The sequence below is a fragment of the Ignisphaera cupida genome (assembly GCF_030186535.1).
GTDB classification, from domain to species: Archaea; Thermoproteota; Thermoprotei_A; order Sulfolobales; family Ignisphaeraceae; genus Ignisphaera; species Ignisphaera cupida.
The window spans coordinates 20001-36621 of sequence record NZ_JASNVW010000002.1 but is presented as its reverse complement, the minus strand read 5'-3'; the positions used below and the strand labels follow the sequence as shown (position 1 = coordinate 36621).

Genomic DNA, 16621 nt, shown 5'->3' with positions numbered 1-16621 from the left:
TGCTGAGTTGAATTTAGTAAGGTGTTATAATGCCAATTAATATTGTTGCATTTGCTGATGTTCATGGTACTCAATATGTTAATTTGCTAATATCTTCATTAAGAAGAGTTGATGTTAGTAATGTTGATGTTATTGTTATGGCTGGTGATGTTGTTGATAAGGGAAGGGTTGAACATATGAATATTGTTCTTTCTATTCTACAAAGATTCTTTCCACATATTTACACAAAACCAATAATTATCGCAGTTTTTGGTAATGAGGAATATATGAATACAGAAACAAAATATTATAGCATGTATCCACGTATTATATGGCTTAATAACAATTATAAAATTGTTGAATTAAATAATTCTAAAATCTGTTTTATTGGAAGTCGTGGAGTGCTTAAAAAACCTACGTTATGGCAGCAAAGAAATATTAAGGGAATTGAAGATTTTTACGCTAAAAACTTGGAATTGATTGTCAAGATGATTGAATTTTGTAAACAAAACTCCTATTACACTATTCTAATAACACATTATGCATCGAGTTACTTAACGATTCGAGGTGAAGACCCCTCTATCTATCCATATCTAGGATACCCAATAATAGAGAGTGTTGATTCGAAACCCAATCTCGCTATTCATGGACATGCTCATAATTCATCAGTAACTGAAGCTGTTGTAGATGGTGTTAATGTTTTTAATGTTTCTATACCTGCTAAAAAGGGTGTTTCAACAATCATAATTTAGTTTTTACTATGTAAAATGATGCTAGCATTATATATGGCATGAAATGAGTTAGATCTATGCCCTTTCTTCTCATTTCTATGTCTATTCTTATAGCATCTGCAATAACCATTTTATCCAAATCTATCTTCATTTGAACAACATTTTTTGCAAGCTCCATAAAGAGTCTAGAAAGAGCTGTGTTAATGTTTTGTGATTCGTTGAATAGTTTGTCAGCTAGTGTTAGAATTTCTAATACCTTTTGAGTTGATGTGAAAAAGCTAAAGTGTTTATAATGCATCGATATTAATTCAAAAAATTGGCCTAGGCTAGTACCTTCTACCAATATTCTCTTTTCAGTAAGTTCACTTAATTCAATAATTCTGTGAAACTCTCCTCCCATGATGCTAAATATTCTAAACAATTCAACAGTATCTTGAACTGGTGATAAATTCAATGCTGTAAAGATTTTCTTTGTTGCTTCGTAAAACTCTTTCTCTATTTTGCTAAAGAGTAATGCATCTATATATGTAGTTATTATTGATGTTGTTGTGATTGGTATAGAGATTTTGTATCCCATATCTCTTAGCATAAATGCTATGCTTTTAGCAATAGTTTTACCTATCTCTAGATCCCTTACTCCTCTTCTTCCATATTTTAAGTCATTAACAATACTATAGATATTTTCATGAAATGTTGTTGCAGGAATTATTGAAGACAAAATACATATTTCGAAATCATCCGATGGGCTATACCTATGCGGTGCAGAGATTTTTGGATAACTATTACATGCATAGAAAAAGGCTTTGACAATTTCAGATAACATTTTATCATCACGTAAGTAATTCGGTCTCACAACTTAATTTATTTATTTATGTTAAATAGCTTAAAGGTGAATTTCATTGCTTACAAAAAATAGTACAATATTTATTGTAACAGTAATTGCATACAGCATCATAGTATTGAGAAATTTCTTTATAGCTATAGTCACATCAACTATAATTGAAGTTCTTTACTTGACGAATCAGAAAATGTTTAAAGGTGGTCTTAGGTTATTAAATAAAGGAATAGTGTTTGATTTTAAAGGAGCACTAATACCTTTATCAACGTCTGTGGTTATTGCATTAAGTGTTTTTCATAACCTAGATTACATGTTCATGGCTTTCTTAATAAGTTTAGCAATGGCTTTGTCCTCGCTAAACACAGTAATTACTAAAAATCTTTTTGCTGTAAATGTTCTTGGTTATGTACTGATATATTTTATGTTATCATCTATTCTATGTGGAAACCTAATATTCTATCCCTATATTCTTCCACTAGCTACACAACTTGGCATAATAATAGGTTCTGACTTGCTACACGGTATTTACTTTCTAGATCAGCTAAAGTCAAAGGTGTTAATAGTTGGTGGTGCTGGTGAATATGATGCTATATATGTTTCAACTATAGCTATTCAATGGCTGGAAATATTTCGCACAACTCTAATAACATTTATATGCCGCACAAGATTTGTTTAAATGAAGACTTGTTTTGATGATTCCCATGAGAATAGGTGTTGTTGCCGATAAACCAGTTCCACCTTGGAGTGTTAGGCAAATAATGCTAGCAATAGAAGAGCTTGGTGGTGAAGCAATTTATGTAAGACCTTCTGATATAACCTCATTTGTTGGAGGAGCAAATGAGATAGTTTTTAGCAGCACGTTAAAGCCTTTCGATGTAAACGCTATAATCTTACGTGATTTAGGTGTGGCAACAACTGTAGAGACATATCTTCGTAGAGTGGATTTATTTAAACACATGGAATTGCTTGGTATACCAGTTGTAAACCCTGTTGAATCCTATGTAACTGCAAGAGATAAGTATTTAAGTTTGTGCTTATTGAGCAAAGCTGGCATTCCAGTTCCAAAAACTATTGTTGTTGAAGATCATTACGCAGCCATTAAGGCTGTGGAAATGTTTTCTAAAGCTGTTATTAAACCTCTTATAGGCAGCCTTGGTTTTGGTGTTATAAAAGTTGACAATCCAGATCTTGCATACACAATAGGAAAAACTCTCACCCAAATAAAACAGCCTATATATGTACAAGAATTTATTGATAAGCCAAATAGGGATATTAGAATACTGGTTGTAGGTGATGAAATTGTTATTGCTTATTACAGAATACAAATAAATCCAGAAAATTGGAAGACAAATATTGCACAAGGAGCTGTTGCAAAGCCTATAGAGAAAATTGATAAGGAATTGGAGGAATACTCATTTAAGGTTTTAGATGTTTTAAAACTTCACTATGCAGGAATAGACTTTGGAGAAACGAAAAATGGCTATGTTATTTTTGAGGTTAATGCTTCACCACAGTGGAGAGGAATACAAAAAGTTACTGGCATAAATCCTGCAAAAAACATTGTTAAATATGTTATGAGACTTGCTAAAAAATGATGATAAGCAAACCATCTGATATGGATGATGATAAGCTCTCGCACTGAGTTATATGTAGAGAAATGTATTCTTATGTATTAAAAATTGTTTTATAGAAATGAAAATCATTTTCTACTCTTCTTCAATAAACACTATATTCTCTGGTTTAAAGCCAAGTTCTTCAGTCAATATTTTCTTTAATCTTGATCTATGATCTCCTTGAATTTCTATTCTACCATTTTTGATAGTTCCTCCAGCTGCCAACTTTGTCTTTAGGTAAGAGGCTAGTTTTTTCAAATCTAATGTTTTATCATCTATTCCTTCAACTATTGTAACAACTTTTCCCATTTTCCTATGCTCTAATTTTATCTTAATGACTTGTGACTCCATTTCTAGTTGTGTACACAACTCTGGTGGTAATCCCATACACTCTAGATCTGATTTCATTTGCTTGCATGCCCATAACCAACTTGTACAGAAGAGTTTAAAAGTTTACTTCCTAAAAACAGTTAGAAGCACATATGGTGACTGTGCATGGCCAAATATCTGTGTATACGCTGCGGAAGAGAATTTGATGAATCACAGCTTGCAGTTATGATGAATGTGAGATGTCCTTATTGTGGATATAAAGTAATTGCCAAAGCTAGAAGTGGTGAAATAAAAACTATTAGAGCACTTTGAGTATCACTGGTTCTATACTCTAAACTATATTCTCCATTTGTTCTCTTAGAATAAATTTTGTTTAGTTAGCTAAAGCTGATCCGTTATTTATTTTAGTTTAAAATAAAAATGTGTTGGAACAAAATCCCAAGTTATCTACATTAATTCAATAACCATTAATTATAAAACAAAAATTATTTTGTTATTCTGATTGTTTCTTACCTCCTCTAAGTTCTTCACTACTTAGAACACTTATGAGCTCTTTATATCTATTCCTTACTGTAACCTCTGTAACACCAGCAGCCATCGCAACCTCTTTTTGAGTTCTTCTTTCATCATTTAGAAGAGCAGCTATGTAAACTGCTGCAGCAGCTACACCTGCAGGGTCTCTACCAGCTGTAACACCTCTTTCTCTAGCTTTTTGAATAATTTCGATAGCTGTTTTCACTGTCATTCCGCTTAGTCCTAGAATTGAGGCAATTCTTTGAGCATGATCAGAAGCATCAACAATTGGTATCTTCAAATTCAACTCTCTAAGAAGAAGTCTATAACATCGCGCAATCTCCTTTCTTGTGCTTTTTGCAAATTTTGAAATCTCATCCAATGTTCTTGGAACACCATGAATTCTGCATGCTGCATAAAGTGCAGCAGCAACCATACTGTCTATTGCTCTACCTCTTACAAGCTCCCTTTCAACAGCTTTTCTATATATCATTGCAGCTTCCTCTCTAACAGTTCTGGGAAGATTTAGCTGATCAGCAAGTCTATCAAGCTCGTCAAGAGCTTGTATAAGATTTCTATCCATGGCACTCTGAATTCTCATTCTGCTATGCCATTTCCTCATTCTTATTAATTCCAATCTCTTCTTTAAATCAAGCTTCCTTCCAGTCACATCTCTATCATACCAGTCTATAACAGTTGAAAGACCACTGTCATGAAGAGCTACATTTATTGGTCCACCAGTTCTGCTCCTCCTATCCCTCTCCTCAGCAGTAAAAGCCCTCCACTCAGGGCCTCTATCAATAACATGCTCTGCTATAACCTCGCCACTATCTGCACATATCCACTCTCCCCGAACCTCATCATAAATTATGTTTCCACTAGGACACTGAGATAATATATCTTCTTGAGAAGGTTCAGAAGGTCTTATAACCATTTTGATAACGCCTCTTAACTTTTCTTGCAAAACATTTATAAATTTTTCGCCTCAAAAAATACTTTTCTTTCGATAATAGCAATTAAGCTTGTTATGCGTATTAACGATAAACTTAAATACCCTTAAAAACAATGCTAAAAGCAAAACAAATGGTGAAGCCGGGTCGTCTAGCGGCCAAGGATGCGGGGCTCTGGCCCCCGTGACCGGGGTTCGAATCCCCGCCCGGCTACCAACAACCACTTCCTATACCAAGTTTTTTCGTTAGCAAACCTGCTATTTCCACTATTATTTTTGCTCCTAAGAATGCTGTTATTTCAGATGAGTCATAAGTAGGTGTTATCTCAACAATATCTATGACAAACACCTTTTCATCTATAACAATGCTTAAAATGTTTAACAAGTCAATTGGTGTCACTCCCAATGGTTCTGGTGTTTGTACACCAGGCGCATATGCAGGGTCTATAAAATCAATATCAATTGAAATATACTTGGGAAGATCCTTACACAACTCAACCTCTTTTCTTATATGCTCCATTACATCCCTAGACAGAACATTTAATACTCTAATCAGACTTACTTTATTGGACATAGCTTTGCTTTGCTCTATCTCTTCTTTACTTATAGCTCTTGCTCCAATTATCAAAATCTTTTCGTATTGAGCTTCCTCAGATATTCTCTTAATTACAGTTGCATGGTTGTATTTCGATCCCAGATACTCTGACCTGAAGTCTGCATGAGCGTCAAAAACTATTAGACATGGGTTTTGAAAATGTTTTGAAAATGCCTTGAATGATGGTAGTGTTATTGTATGTTCACCACCAATTATAAAAAATCTTTTACCATAGCTTAGCACATCATGAATAACTTTTTCAATGCGCATCAAGGATTCGGCTATATTGCCAGGCACCATAACTATGTCTCCAAGATCATGAAAGCCTATCTGCTCTAAGTCAATGTTTGAAAAAGCTGTGCAAAGCTCAATTGACTTTGATGCTTCTCTTAGCGCTTTTGGTGCCTTGCTACATCCACCTCTATATGATGTTGAAATATCTAGTGGAGCTCCAATGATAATGAATGGTGTTTCTTCAAATGATTTGTTAAATCCAAGGAAAGAACTTGCATCAGTAATGTTGTTCAAATATATATTTTTCAATGGATTCACCTATAGGATTTTTAATTCTAGTATCACTTAAGTTTTTAAACTGAAGAAGTTTTGTAGACCATAGCAATGTAGGGATATGTAATGTCATCAAAATATGACAAGGTTATTGATTTTGCTATTCGAAAAGGGATATTGTGGCAGTCATTTGAAATTTATGGGGGGCAGGCAGGGTTTTATGATCTTGGGCCATTAGGGGTGCTGCTCAAGAATAATATTGTTGAGCTATGGCGTAATTACTTCGTTAAGCAGCATCAGGATTTTGTTGTTGAAATTGAAACACCTATTATCACACCATCAATAGTGTTAAAAGCTAGTGGTCATGAAGAAAATTTCACAGACTATGCTGTAGAGTGTTTACAGTGTCACAGAATTTACAGAGCTGATCATTTGGTTGAGGAGCGTTTGGGGATTTCTGCAGAGGGTTTGAGTGCTGAAGAGCTTGATAAACTAATAAAGGAAAACAATATTAGATGCCCTATTTGTGGTGGTGTTCTTGGAAATGTTCACAAATTCTTACTGCTTTTCCAAACATATATAGGGCCTTATTCTGTAAGCAACTTAGCATATTTAAGACCAGAAGCTGCACAAGGCATGTTCATAAACTTTAAGCGTGTATATGAGTTAATGAGAAGAAGGTTACCTATTGGAATAGCCCAAATAGGGAAAGTTGCTAGGAATGAGATATCTCCTAGACAAGGCCCTATAAGGTTAAGAGAGTTTACTATAATGGAGATAGAGTTTTTCTACGACGATACAAATCCACAGTGTGAAGTGCTTTATGAAAGATGTTCAGATGAGAGAATAAATGTTTTGACAGCTGAGCTTAGAAGCAGGGGAGAGAATAGACCTATTTCAGTAAATGTTGTAGAGGCTTTTAATGAAAAAATTGTGTTGAGTCCATGGCTTGCTTACTGGATGTGTATATCGAAAAAATTTGTTAATGCTCTTGGTGTACCTGATGAAAAAATGTATTTCGAAGAGAAGCTGCCAAGTGAAAGAGCTCACTACTCTAAGCAAACCTTTGATCAGATTGTTATTGTAGAGAAGTTAGGAAAGCTGGAGGTTTCTGGCCATGCCTATCGACATACTTATGACCTTGAAAGACACATAGCATTTAGTAAAGCAGATTTGTATGCTGTTAAACAGTTAAAATCCCCTAAGATGCTTAAGAAAAAAATTGTTAAATATGATAAAAATGCTATTATTAACATGTTTGGCTCTAAAGCACCACTTATTTTCAAAGCATTATCAACCATGAGTAGTGAAGACCTTGCAAAACTTGTTGAAGAATCCAAAGAAGATTTTGTTAACGTTGGAGGTGTAGAAATTCCGAAGAATATTCTAAGAATTGAAACAGTTGAGGAAAATATATGGATAGAAAAGTTTATTCCCCATGTAGCTGAGCCTTCCTTTGGTGCTGAAAGACTTTTGTATGTTGTTTTAGAATATGCATATAGTGAAGATGGTAACAGAATTGTGTTTAGAGTGCCAAAGCAATTAGCACCAATAAAAGTTGGTATAGCAACACTTGTTGATAGAGAACCACTTGAAAGAATTGCGCAAGAAATATTCAATACACTCAAGAAGTTCTACTACGTTCAATACTTAGAGGGAAGCTCTATAGGAAAGAAATATGCGCAAGCAGATGAAATTGGAATACCATATGTTATTACCGTGGACTATGACTCCATAAGCAATAGAAGTGTCACAATTAGAGACAGAGATAGCAGAAAGCAAATTCGTGTACCCATAGAGGACATTGTGAAGGTCATTGACTTGGGGCTTAAAGGAGAAAACATTTTTGCTTTGGGATATCCAATAATTGAGCCACAGACAGAAAGCAAAGAATTGTAGGCAAAAGTAGATAAGGTTTTTATTTTATAAAGCCAGAATTTGAGCAATGGTGAAAAGGTGTATTTTAAGTGAGTAGCGAAAATATTAAAGACAATATTGGGGAAGACTTAGATCGCCAGGAGAAGGTTGATTTAAAGAAGCTCTTAGCTGTTGTGCCTCCTCCATCGGAAATACTATCCAAAAAGAAGCAAGGAATTAGGGAAAAGAGGTTGAGGCTTTTATATGATAGTAGTGTAAATGAGGATGAAGCAAAGATATCACCGTCGTTGGCAAAGGAGTTGGGTATTAAAGAATTTATAGAAATTACTGTGGCAGGTAAGAAGAGATTTAGGTTAAAAGTGCGATTAGATGATGCTGCATCTTCAAGTTTTGTCTATGTTAATCCAGATCTTATGAAAAGGAATGGCATAGCAGATAATAGCATATGCACCATTAGGGCTTTGTGAATGTTAATTGGGATAAGCAAATGAACTTCGTTACAGTTCTAGAAAATGTTGTTCATGAACATAGCAAACATTTGAAAAAAAGTAAAACACTAAGGCTTGAACCTTTTGATGATGCATCAGTTAAAAGATTTAGAAAATATGTAAGGAAATTAAAGGAGTTATCTATGAAGCTAGATTCCATTCTTAGATCTATGATGAACTATGATTTGGAAAAGTTGGATCAGGATTCTCTATCAAGACTCGACTTGCTAACATTTTTTGTATATGAAGTAAGCACAAATGAGGAAATAGACTTTTGGAATAGAATGCACACATATGAGAAAGAACTAGCTGAATTGAGTATAGTTATCGAGAAAGAAGTAGAGAGGGTTAACATGACAAAAACTCTTGCAAAAAATATTAATGAATCTATACAATTCCTTCTTCAAAAAACAAAAACATAATAATGCTTATATTCTCTCTACTGTATCTAAGCTAATATAGATGTGATCATGCCATGGTGAAGCAATTTGAGTGGTGATGTACTCAGCTTTGATGTATCACAGCTTTCACTAGCTGAAGAAACTATTGTTGAAAGTCTTAGTAACATCACAACAAAAGCTGTGCAGCTTACAGAAACTATTAAAGAGATTCTAGATGATATTATTTCTGATAGGATTGAGAGTGCTAGAAATAGAATTCAAAAGGCCATAGCCATATTCAATAACTGCAGAGACTCAGTATTATCCTCATATACATACCTAGCCAAGGTTTCTACAACTTTCTCATATTCAATTCATTACATGAATCTAATTAACAATTTAAGAGAAGTTCTTCAAGATATTCACAAAATCTTAATTCTTATGAACACCACTATGCTAAGTAAAATTAAAGAGAATGAAAAACTTGTTATTGAAATACAAAAACTATTTGACATGGTGTCTACATATCTTAAAACAATCTCAAACTACTTCCTAGCACAGATCTCTAAAAGTGGAAAACTAGATGAGTTATTGGATATGCTATATAAAAATCTAAATAGTGTAGAGAGCTATGTGCATGAAGGTCTTGCAAATAATTTGTATGAGACTTTGCATGCATATGCTTTATCAAGTAATGTTATAGAACTAACAGAGTCTATAGCTAAACTCTATGAGGCTTTGATATGTCTTCACATAGCAAAGAAGAGCTAAAGGTATATGTGTATATCATTGGTTGGAAGGGTATTGTTCTAGATATTGAAAAAGCTTCGAAACTATTCAAAATGTTTATAGGTAAACCACTGGGAGTTGCAAAGCCAAATCCAAATACTATTTACAATGCTCCTCTTGTTTTATCCATGTATGAAACTCTGTATCTTTGTGAAAAAGGTGTTGCAAAGCCATTAATTCACGGAGTTGAGATTTCTTGCACAGATCTTGAAAAATATTCTGAGAGAATAATGCCTCAATTCAGAAGAAAATACATGGTGTTTAAGCAATTGAGAGAGCAGGGATATGTAGTCAGAAGTGGCATGAAGTTTGGCTCAGATTTTACTGTGTATGAGCTTGGACCTGGTCTTGAACATGCACCTTATGTTGTCACTGTTGTTTCTTGTAATGACTCTCTTAGAGCTGTGGATATTGTGGGTCTTGGTAGAATAGGTCATAGTGTTAGAAAAAGATCTGTTTTAGCAATTGTGGATGAGAAAACAGGTTCTGTAAACTATATAGTTTTTAAATGGGTTAAGATATAGATATGGCACAGAAACCAAACGCTTTGCATCATCTGTGGTGAAAATTGTTTGTATAATAAGAAAGAAGAAAGTGAAGATAATAGACATTTCTCTAGACGAAACATAAAAAGAGAAAATAACCCAAGGAGAGAGGAAAGATTTCAAAAACCCATTCATCGACAACATGTTGAATATAGAGATAGGGAGAGTAGACAAGAACTTGTTCCAAGACCCATAGGCACACAATGCGCCCCAACATGTCCTCTTTTCAGATGCGGTAAGAGGGCTTTGATTATAAAACTTGTTGATGGAAGACCTACAGCTTGGTGTAGTTGGGTAAACGATTACTGCATTGGATATAAATGCCAATATGCATCATGTAGCATGAGATATTTACTACCTGATGGAAGATGTCTATTTGTTGTAAAAGGCTCTGAGAAAAGTGAGGATGAATTCTTGAAAGAAGTTGAAAAGAAAGATGACTTGGGTAATCTCAAGAGTTTGCTGAGCCGTAGAGGTATTCGCAAGGATCTTGGAATTGAGGATCTCTAAACCCTTTCCATCTCCTATATAGGTTGTGCTGAATACCCAGAGCATCAAGTGCTTTACCAACTACAAAGTCAATAACATCCTTAATACTCTGAGGATATGAGTAAAAGCCTATGACAGCAGGTATTATGTGAATTCCTAGTTTAGCTGCTTTAAGAAGAACTGTAAGCTCTACTACTCCAAGTGGAGACTCTCTAACAATAGCTAGTGTAGTTTTTTTCATTCGTATTCCAACCAAAGCTGTTCTTGTAATAAGGTTTTCACCTATGCCATTAACTATCATAGCAAGAGTTTTAATTGATGCAGGTGCAATTATGTATGCATCTAAGGTGTTACTACTACTAGCTATATCGACATGCAGATTCTTCTCATGGTAGATAGCTTTGGAAAAGCTTTTCATTTTTTCAAGAAACCAACTTCTATTTCTACACTCATAATCTGCAACAACAAGCGCATTTTCCGAAACTACTACATATATTTCATGACCAAGACTACTCAAAACTTCTGCAAGTCTCAATGCAATTACACAGCCACTAGCACCTGTAACACCAAGAAATATCTTCATTGCCTTCAGACCTGCGCGAGTCTATCACAAATCAACCCTTTCGAGCCTCATCATTTTAAATATAATCGTTTATTGGCGCCGGGGGGAGGATTCGAACCTCCGACCACGGGGTTAACAGCCCCGCGCTCTACCAGCTGAGCTACCCCGGCGCCATGCAAAACCCAATTAATACTTTTTCGTGTAGAGTCTAAAAAGCTTATATCACTATTTAACCAATGCTTTCTCTTCCACGTGAATTATATAAAGATCTTTTCAAATGCATGTAGTAGGCCATGATTAGCCCATATAGTGGTGCTGTGAGTGGATCTGTATTAATCTTTACCTCAACAATATTTCTTTGCATCGAAAATCTTTTTATATTCAACACAGCTTCTCTCGCTACATGCTCTTCTGCTGTTGTGTAAAATAATACAATATTGTTTGCAAATTTCACAAAGTTATGCAATCTATCTATAACTGTGTACATATAGCCTATATCACCTAACTCTTCGGCTACAGACAACAAAGAGTATGTAGATGCAATTAAATCAAATTCTAAAGGTTTTTCAATAAACTTACCATATTTTCTTATCACATCATTAAATATATTAGATAGCATTACTTCCTGCTCCATCCTCTTAATCCTCTGGTTATTCCCTCCACAAAGCCTAGTACCAAGCTTTATATTGGCAAGCATTACTGATAATCTGTATGTTCTCTCATCAATTTCTACCACAGTATTGTCATCTTTTTTTAGGAATTTTTCAAGGCTTTGCAGAGGTTGTGAAATTATTATTGAAAGCCTTGTATCTAGAAGTTTTAGTGATTGATATACTCTCTGAAGACATGTTGTTGAAAAACTATGTGAAAACAGTATAACATAATCCATGTACTCACTTAGATATGGCAATATTATGTTATGCATATAGTCTCCATGCATTGTCAAAACATTTATCTCTGGTTTTGATATTCTTAGAATTGATTCAAGATGTCTTGTCACTCCTTCAAGAGAACCACAATATGTTATTGCAATGCTCCTTGCTTTACCTACATCATTTATTAATGCATCAAATATCTTATCTGAGTTTTTTTCAGCATTTTCCACAATCATTCTCATAGTATTTTCAATATCTATGTTTCTTCACCGCCATACTCCTCCTCATGAAGAAGTTCAAGAAACAACTCTTTGTAGTACTCCTCCTTTTCTTGCTCAATCTCCTCTTTCTTTCTCCCCACCTTCTTACCTTCACTTATAACCGAAGTTGTTTTCACTCTATCACTAGATGATGTTTGCACACCTACTGTATAGCCAGCTCCAGCTGATGTTAATTCATATCCACATTTACTGCATTTTAAAATTGTTGAGCCATCCTCTTTTTTTATAGGTTTCATTAAACCTCCGCATCTAGGGCAAAACTGCGTTTTAATCACCTTACAAATTTAATTAGCTTCTAGCTTTCTATCTTTGAAGGTTTATAAACTTATAGTTGTTAATGAGAGAATTCAGGGTCTAGTGCCTTCTTCATCGCTTTTTTGCTCTGTGGTAATACCACTCATCATTTTTCCAATAACCTAAATGTTTTATATATTTCAATAACTTTTTTACTTAACTCAATAAATTTGTTTTCCATACATTCACTGCAGACAGTTTCATTGTTTGCAAGTTTTGCAACTATTTTTGATTTTCCCTTTCCACATGATATATATTCAGCACTTGTGATAAGCCCTGCAATTGCATATCCTTCTAAGTCATATATTTTTAACACTTTTTTGCATTCCTCCATGGCTTGCCACATTCCTGCTATTTCACATTTTCTCTAGAGGTTCTATGCCAAGAAGTTGAAGAGATTTCTTCAACACCTTGTTTACTGCATGTACAAGCAAAATTTTTGATGATCTCAACTTCTCATCTTTTTCTAGCACTATGGGCTCTTCATCATACCACGCATTAAACTCGTCAGCAAGTCTTAGTGTGTATATTGCTAATGGTGAGGGGTCCAACTCCCTATAGCTTTTATAGACAGTGTCTGGAAATAGCGCAACTAGTTTTACTAGTCTCCACCTTCTATTGTTTTCAACAAATCTTTTATCTATTGCTTGAAGAAGCTTGGCCCAGTTAAGCTCTAGCCCCAGTTCCTTCGCCTTTCTAAATATTCCTTCTGTTCTAGCATATGTGTATAGTAGGTAAGGAGCAGAATTTCTCTCAAAGTTTAAAACAGCATCCCAAGAGAATTTAACTGGCCTTGAGGGTGAAACAGATAGGAGGTAGAATTTTATTGCTGCTACACCTATTTTCTCCGCTACTTCTTCTGTGCCTCCACCTCTTTTTTCTAACTCCATTAAAACCCTTTTCTTTGCTTCGTCAATTATCTCATCTAGTGTTACTATTCTTCCTCTTCTAGAACTCATCTTCATTCCTTCAACATTCACAATCTCATAGCTATAGTGCATTAGGTTTTCAGCTTCTTTTGTATAGCCAAGCATGTATAGTGCTAGTCTTAGCTGTGCTTGTGGAAGCTTTTGTTCTGATGCAATTACGTTTATTACCTTATCAGCGTTGAATTCTCTAAACTTTTTCAGTGTATATGCAATATCTCTTATTGTGTAAAGTGTTGTTCCATTGCTTCTCTGAATTACTAGTGGTGGTATCTCCAGCTCTTTTTCTATTCCCAGCCTTTCCCTCACTTCCTCTGTATCTATGCTTCTAAAGTCTACTGCTAGCGTGCCTTTGTATGTTGTTGCCTTTCTTCTTAACTCGCTTAGTATTTTCTCTACTTCACCACTCCAAATAAGGTCGCTTTCCCAATCCCAAACATCTATCTCTACACCAAATCTTTTGAGTGTTTCCATGAAGCCATTTAAACACATGTTTATGATTCTTCTCACCAAAGCTACTGTGCTTGGCTCCTTCTCTTCATAGCTTCTCATTATTTTTGATATCTCCTCCTCAAAATCTATGTTCTTTAACCCCTCAGATATTTCATTGAATGCATCTGGAGCTATTCTCCAAAGCTTTGCCGCATCAGCCATGAGCTCATCTAGTTCCTCTCTTAGCTTTTTCATATTTTCTTCATCTGCTTTTTCAAGACTCTTCTTTATTTTTTGAATCTCAGCTACAGTATTTGTGATTGCGTATATGAGCCCAACCCAGTGATCTGGCTTCACATTAGCTGGTTTTTCATGGTTTTTAAGCAGCTTAAATCCTAGAGCAACTGTTGCCACTTGTCTTCCAGCATCGTTTATGTAGAACCTTGCTTGTGTGTTGTTTCCAAATGCCTTAAGTATCTTGATTATGAAGCTACCTAATGCAGCGTTTCTTGCTGCACCTATGTGTAGTGGGTGTATGGGGTTTGCAGAAACATATTCAACAACTATGTTCTTTTCTTTCTCCTCTCTACAAACACCATAGTCATCATAGCTAGTAACATACTCTAGGGTTTTTCTAGCAAACCTTTCTCTATCGAGAAATATGTTTAGGTATATCCCCCTCAAATCAGCTTGCGCAACAAGCTCACAACTTTTTAAATTGTTTAAGAAAACACTGTTTTTCTCAATCATAGCCTTAGTCAAAATAATTGCTATATCACCAAACTCCTCCCTGGGAATCTCAAACCCTTTTCTAACACCATCTAGCGAAGCATTCAATGCAGTGGCTATACACATTCTAATATCTTCTAAAGGGTTTTTACACATAGTTATGAAACCCCAAACTGAACTAAAGGATCCTCAAAATCTATTGGAAGAGGCTTTCCAGCAGAAACAATTTCATCGTATCTCCTATCCAGAAATCCTATGAATATTGAACAGTTCTCAAATCTTCCATCAAATGGGCATCGCTCACCAAGCTTAAGAAAACAAAGCCTCTTCTTTCTATCATAAAAAGGACAGAGCTTGTGATGAAGCTTAGCACTTCTAATCATCTTCTGAATCCAAGCTTTTTTAGCATCTTTTTGCTTCTCACTAGATTGCTGATCAACAGACATAGGCCTCTCACCTAGCCTCATCTACTATGAACCTCCACAGAAAATAAGGTTTAACGAAGCAATAATCCTGATGAGCGCTGTGCAAACCCGCTTATACCCAGCCCCACCCCAGGCCCAGCGTTGGGCGATTGGGAGCGGTGGGCTACACCCCTCGAGGCATAAGCCTCTCGGGGCATACACCCCCGCCCCATCAACCCCGTCTTCTACGGGAGCCCTCCTCCCAGGCCAAAGGCCTGGGAACGGCCGCCTCTTTTCGGGGAGGGGTTCCCGCTTAGATGCTTTCAGCGGTTACCCCCCACGGCGTAGCTACGCGGCATACGCTCTGCCGAACGGCCGCTACACCAGAGGCCGCGGCGACCCGTTCCTCTCGTACTGAGGTCACCTTCCCCTCAGGCGGCCCGCACCCCCCGTGGGTAGAGTCCGACCTGTCTCACGACGGTCTAAACCCAGCTCACGTTCCCCTTTAATGGGCGGGCAGCCCCACCCTTGGGGGCTGCTGCACCCCCAGGATGGGAAGAGCCGACGTCGATGTAGCAAACCGCGGGGTCGATGTGGGCTCTCGCCCGCGACGACCCTGTTATCCTCGGGGTAACTTTTCTGTCATGCCCGGCCCCCACCAAGGGGGCACGAGCGTTCGCTAGGCCGCGGTTTCCCGGCCCGGCCCCTTACTGTCAAGAGCCGGGTCAGGCCAGCTTTTGCCCTTGCACTCTACGGCGGAGTTCTGACCCGCCTGAGCTGGCCTTTGGGCGCCCGTGTTACCTTTTCGCGGGCGTGCCGCCCCAGCCGAACCGCCCACCCGGTGCTGTCCCCTGGGATAACCCCAGGGTAATGCCCCCGGCCCTCACTGGGCGGTGTTTCATTGGCCCCTCCAACGGACCCGGAGGCCCGTTTTCACAGGGTCCCGCCTACGCTATGCAGCGAGGGCCGGGGGCATACACCGGGCTGCGGTAAAGCTCCACGAGGTCTTCTCTCCCTACGGGGGGATGCCGGCCTGTGCACCGGCTCCGTGGGCTTCACGGGGACCCGGGCTGGGACAGTGGGGCCCTCGTTGATCCCTTCATGCGCGCCGGAACTTACCCGGCAAGGCATTTGGCTACCTTAAGAGGGTCAGAGTTACCCCCGGCCTTCAGCGGCGCTTCGCCGGGTTGAACCCCGGTTTCACGGACCGCCAGTGGCCAGGATTCGGCCCCCGTACACACCCTTTCGGGCTAGCGGGGACCTATGTTTTTATTAAACAGTCAGGACCCCCTAGTCACTGCGACCTGCGGTTCCAGGGGTTTACCCTAGAACCGCAGGCACCCCTTCTCCCGAAGTTACGGGGCTAACTTGGCCGAGTTCCCTAGCCCGGGTTAGACCCCGCACGCCTTGGGCTCCTCACCCAGGAGCACCTGTGTCGGTTCTCGGTACGGACGCGGGGGATCGTTCCCTGTCCCCTTTTCATGGGCCCCAGGG

The 16621-nt window shown here is 37.6% G+C and carries 20 protein-coding genes, 2 tRNA genes and 1 rRNA gene (1 of these 23 running past the window's edge); 11 read left to right on the top strand and 12 right to left on the bottom strand.

Features of this window, described 5'->3' with window-relative positions; all coding sequences use genetic code 11:
• The first annotated feature begins 29 nt into the window (after nt 1-29).
• Complete coding sequence (locus QPL79_RS03685) at nt 30-731, top strand: metallophosphoesterase family protein (protein ID WP_285273442.1); 702 nt, start codon at nt 30-32, stop codon at nt 729-731.
• Here QPL79_RS03685 and QPL79_RS03680 read toward each other — a convergent pair.
• Complete coding sequence (locus QPL79_RS03680; protein WP_285273441.1) at nt 721-1533, bottom strand: hypothetical protein; 813 nt, start codon at nt 1531-1533, stop codon at nt 721-723. The two genes, QPL79_RS03685 and QPL79_RS03680, sit on opposite strands and share 11 nt — an antisense overlap.
• Nucleotides 1534-1609: 76 nt before the next feature.
• Between QPL79_RS03680 and QPL79_RS03675 the strand changes: the two genes are divergently transcribed.
• Complete coding sequence (locus QPL79_RS03675; protein ID WP_285273440.1) at nt 1610-2224, top strand: DUF1614 domain-containing protein; 615 nt, start codon at nt 1610-1612, stop codon at nt 2222-2224.
• A gap of 25 nt (nt 2225-2249) precedes the next feature.
• The gene (locus tag QPL79_RS03670) at nt 2250-3143 is read left to right on the top strand and encodes an ATP-grasp domain-containing protein (protein ID WP_285273439.1); all 894 of its coding nucleotides are present in this window, start codon (nt 2250-2252) and stop codon (nt 3141-3143) included.
• A gap of 111 nt (nt 3144-3254) precedes the next feature.
• On the opposite strand, the gene yciH is transcribed toward QPL79_RS03670, so the two are convergent.
• Nucleotides 3255-3569: a stress response translation initiation inhibitor YciH gene (gene yciH, locus QPL79_RS03665; RefSeq protein ID WP_285273438.1), complete on the bottom strand. Its 315-nt coding sequence runs from the start codon at nt 3567-3569 to the stop codon at nt 3255-3257.
• Between the two features lie 87 nt (nt 3570-3656).
• Here yciH and QPL79_RS03660 point away from each other — a divergent pair, with 87 nt between their 5' ends.
• Complete coding sequence (locus QPL79_RS03660; protein ID WP_285273437.1) at nt 3657-3803, top strand: DNA-directed RNA polymerase subunit P; 147 nt, start codon at nt 3657-3659, stop codon at nt 3801-3803.
• A 181-nt stretch (nt 3804-3984) separates the two neighbouring features.
• Here QPL79_RS03660 and QPL79_RS03655 read toward each other — a convergent pair whose 3' ends face one another.
• Complete coding sequence (locus tag QPL79_RS03655; RefSeq protein ID WP_285273436.1) at nt 3985-4938, bottom strand: transcription initiation factor IIB; 954 nt, start codon at nt 4936-4938, stop codon at nt 3985-3987.
• 156 nt (nt 4939-5094) lie between these two features.
• Between QPL79_RS03655 and QPL79_RS03650 the strand changes: the two genes are divergently transcribed.
• Nucleotides 5095-5170, top strand: a tRNA-Gln gene (locus tag QPL79_RS03650).
• Here the strand turns inward: QPL79_RS03650 and speB are convergent.
• Nucleotides 5165-6091: an agmatinase gene (speB, locus tag QPL79_RS03645; RefSeq protein WP_285273435.1), complete on the bottom strand. Its 927-nt coding sequence runs from the start codon at nt 6089-6091 to the stop codon at nt 5165-5167. The genes QPL79_RS03650 and speB overlap by 6 nt on opposite strands.
• 90 nt (nt 6092-6181) lie before the next feature.
• Here speB and glyS point away from each other — a divergent pair, with 90 nt between their 5' ends.
• From glyS to QPL79_RS03615, 6 genes are all read left to right on the top strand, one after another.
• Nucleotides 6182-7954, top strand: coding sequence for a glycine--tRNA ligase (gene glyS, locus QPL79_RS03640; protein WP_285273434.1), 1773 nt, complete (start codon nt 6182-6184; stop codon nt 7952-7954).
• Nucleotides 7955-8022: 68 nt separating this feature from the next.
• On the top strand, nt 8023-8400 hold the full coding sequence (locus QPL79_RS03635; RefSeq protein WP_285273433.1) for a hypothetical protein: 378 nt from the start codon (nt 8023-8025) through the stop codon (nt 8398-8400).
• Nucleotides 8401-8420: 20 nt separating this feature from the next.
• The gene (locus QPL79_RS03630; RefSeq protein ID WP_285273432.1) at nt 8421-8843 is read left to right on the top strand and encodes a hypothetical protein; all 423 of its coding nucleotides are present in this window, start codon (nt 8421-8423) and stop codon (nt 8841-8843) included.
• Between the two features lie 66 nt (nt 8844-8909).
• Nucleotides 8910-9572 (top strand): hypothetical protein, encoded by a 663-nt coding sequence (locus QPL79_RS03625; protein WP_285273431.1) that lies wholly within the window; start codon nt 8910-8912, stop codon nt 9570-9572.
• Complete coding sequence (gene endA, locus QPL79_RS03620; protein WP_285273430.1) at nt 9545-10114, top strand: tRNA-intron lyase; 570 nt, start codon at nt 9545-9547, stop codon at nt 10112-10114. The genes QPL79_RS03625 and endA overlap by 28 nt, the downstream gene beginning before the upstream one ends.
• A 48-nt stretch (nt 10115-10162) precedes the next feature.
• On the top strand, nt 10163-10645 hold the full coding sequence (locus QPL79_RS03615; RefSeq protein WP_285273429.1) for a hypothetical protein: 483 nt from the start codon (nt 10163-10165) through the stop codon (nt 10643-10645).
• On the opposite strand, the gene QPL79_RS03610 is transcribed toward QPL79_RS03615, so the two are convergent.
• The 8 genes from QPL79_RS03610 to QPL79_RS03575 all read right to left on the bottom strand — a co-directional run.
• Nucleotides 10587-11207 carry a UbiX family flavin prenyltransferase gene (locus QPL79_RS03610; protein ID WP_285273428.1) on the bottom strand — a complete coding sequence of 207 codons (621 nt, stop codon included), beginning with the start codon at nt 11205-11207 and terminating at the stop codon, nt 10587-10589. The genes QPL79_RS03615 and QPL79_RS03610 overlap by 59 nt on opposite strands.
• A gap of 73 nt (nt 11208-11280) precedes the next feature.
• Nucleotides 11281-11356, bottom strand: a tRNA-Asn gene (locus tag QPL79_RS03605).
• Nucleotides 11357-11415: 59 nt separating this feature from the next.
• Nucleotides 11416-12291 (bottom strand): hypothetical protein, encoded by an 876-nt coding sequence (locus QPL79_RS03600; protein ID WP_285273427.1) that lies wholly within the window; start codon nt 12289-12291, stop codon nt 11416-11418.
• Between the two features lie 26 nt (nt 12292-12317).
• On the bottom strand, nt 12318-12626 hold the full coding sequence (locus tag QPL79_RS03595) for a DNA-directed RNA polymerase subunit M (RefSeq protein ID WP_350309076.1): 309 nt from the start codon (nt 12624-12626) through the stop codon (nt 12318-12320).
• A gap of 116 nt (nt 12627-12742) precedes the next feature.
• A complete protein-coding gene (locus tag QPL79_RS03590) occupies nt 12743-12970 on the bottom strand; it encodes a hypothetical protein (protein ID WP_285273425.1) in 228 nt (75 codons plus the stop codon).
• 22 nt (nt 12971-12992) lie between these two features.
• Nucleotides 12993-14879 carry an arginine--tRNA ligase gene (locus tag QPL79_RS03585; protein ID WP_285273424.1) on the bottom strand — a complete coding sequence of 629 codons (1887 nt, stop codon included), beginning with the start codon at nt 14877-14879 and terminating at the stop codon, nt 12993-12995.
• A 2-nt stretch (nt 14880-14881) separates the two neighbouring features.
• Complete coding sequence (locus tag QPL79_RS03580; RefSeq protein WP_285273423.1) at nt 14882-15169, bottom strand: hypothetical protein; 288 nt, start codon at nt 15167-15169, stop codon at nt 14882-14884.
• A gap of 111 nt (nt 15170-15280) precedes the next feature.
• A 23S ribosomal RNA gene (locus QPL79_RS03575) occupies nt 15281-16621 on the bottom strand; it runs 1741 nt beyond the window's last position.

Coding starts and splice junctions, on each gene's coding strand:
- QPL79_RS03685 (WP_285273442.1), top strand. CDS start 30: ATGCCAATTAATATTGTTGCATTTGCTGATGTTCATGGTACTCAATAT.
- QPL79_RS03680 (WP_285273441.1), bottom strand. CDS start 1,533: ATGTTATCTGAAATTGTCAAAGCCTTTTTCTATGCATGTAATAGTTAT.
- QPL79_RS03670 (WP_285273439.1), top strand. CDS start 2,250: ATGAGAATAGGTGTTGTTGCCGATAAACCAGTTCCACCTTGGAGTGTT.
- yciH (WP_285273438.1), bottom strand. CDS start 3,569: ATGAAATCAGATCTAGAGTGTATGGGATTACCACCAGAGTTGTGTACA.
- QPL79_RS03660 (WP_285273437.1), top strand. CDS start 3,657: ATGGCCAAATATCTGTGTATACGCTGCGGAAGAGAATTTGATGAATCA.
- QPL79_RS03655 (WP_285273436.1), bottom strand. CDS start 4,938: ATGGTTATAAGACCTTCTGAACCTTCTCAAGAAGATATATTATCTCAG.
- glyS (WP_285273434.1), top strand. CDS start 6,182: ATGTCATCAAAATATGACAAGGTTATTGATTTTGCTATTCGAAAAGGG.
- QPL79_RS03630 (WP_285273432.1), top strand. CDS start 8,421: ATGAACTTCGTTACAGTTCTAGAAAATGTTGTTCATGAACATAGCAAA.
- endA (WP_285273430.1), top strand. CDS start 9,545: ATGTCTTCACATAGCAAAGAAGAGCTAAAGGTATATGTGTATATCATT.
- QPL79_RS03610 (WP_285273428.1), bottom strand. CDS start 11,207: ATGAAGATATTTCTTGGTGTTACAGGTGCTAGTGGCTGTGTAATTGCA.
- QPL79_RS03590 (WP_285273425.1), bottom strand. CDS start 12,970: ATGGAGGAATGCAAAAAAGTGTTAAAAATATATGACTTAGAAGGATAT.
- QPL79_RS03585 (WP_285273424.1), bottom strand. CDS start 14,879: ATGTGTAAAAACCCTTTAGAAGATATTAGAATGTGTATAGCCACTGCA.
- QPL79_RS03580 (WP_285273423.1), bottom strand. CDS start 15,169: ATGTCTGTTGATCAGCAATCTAGTGAGAAGCAAAAAGATGCTAAAAAA.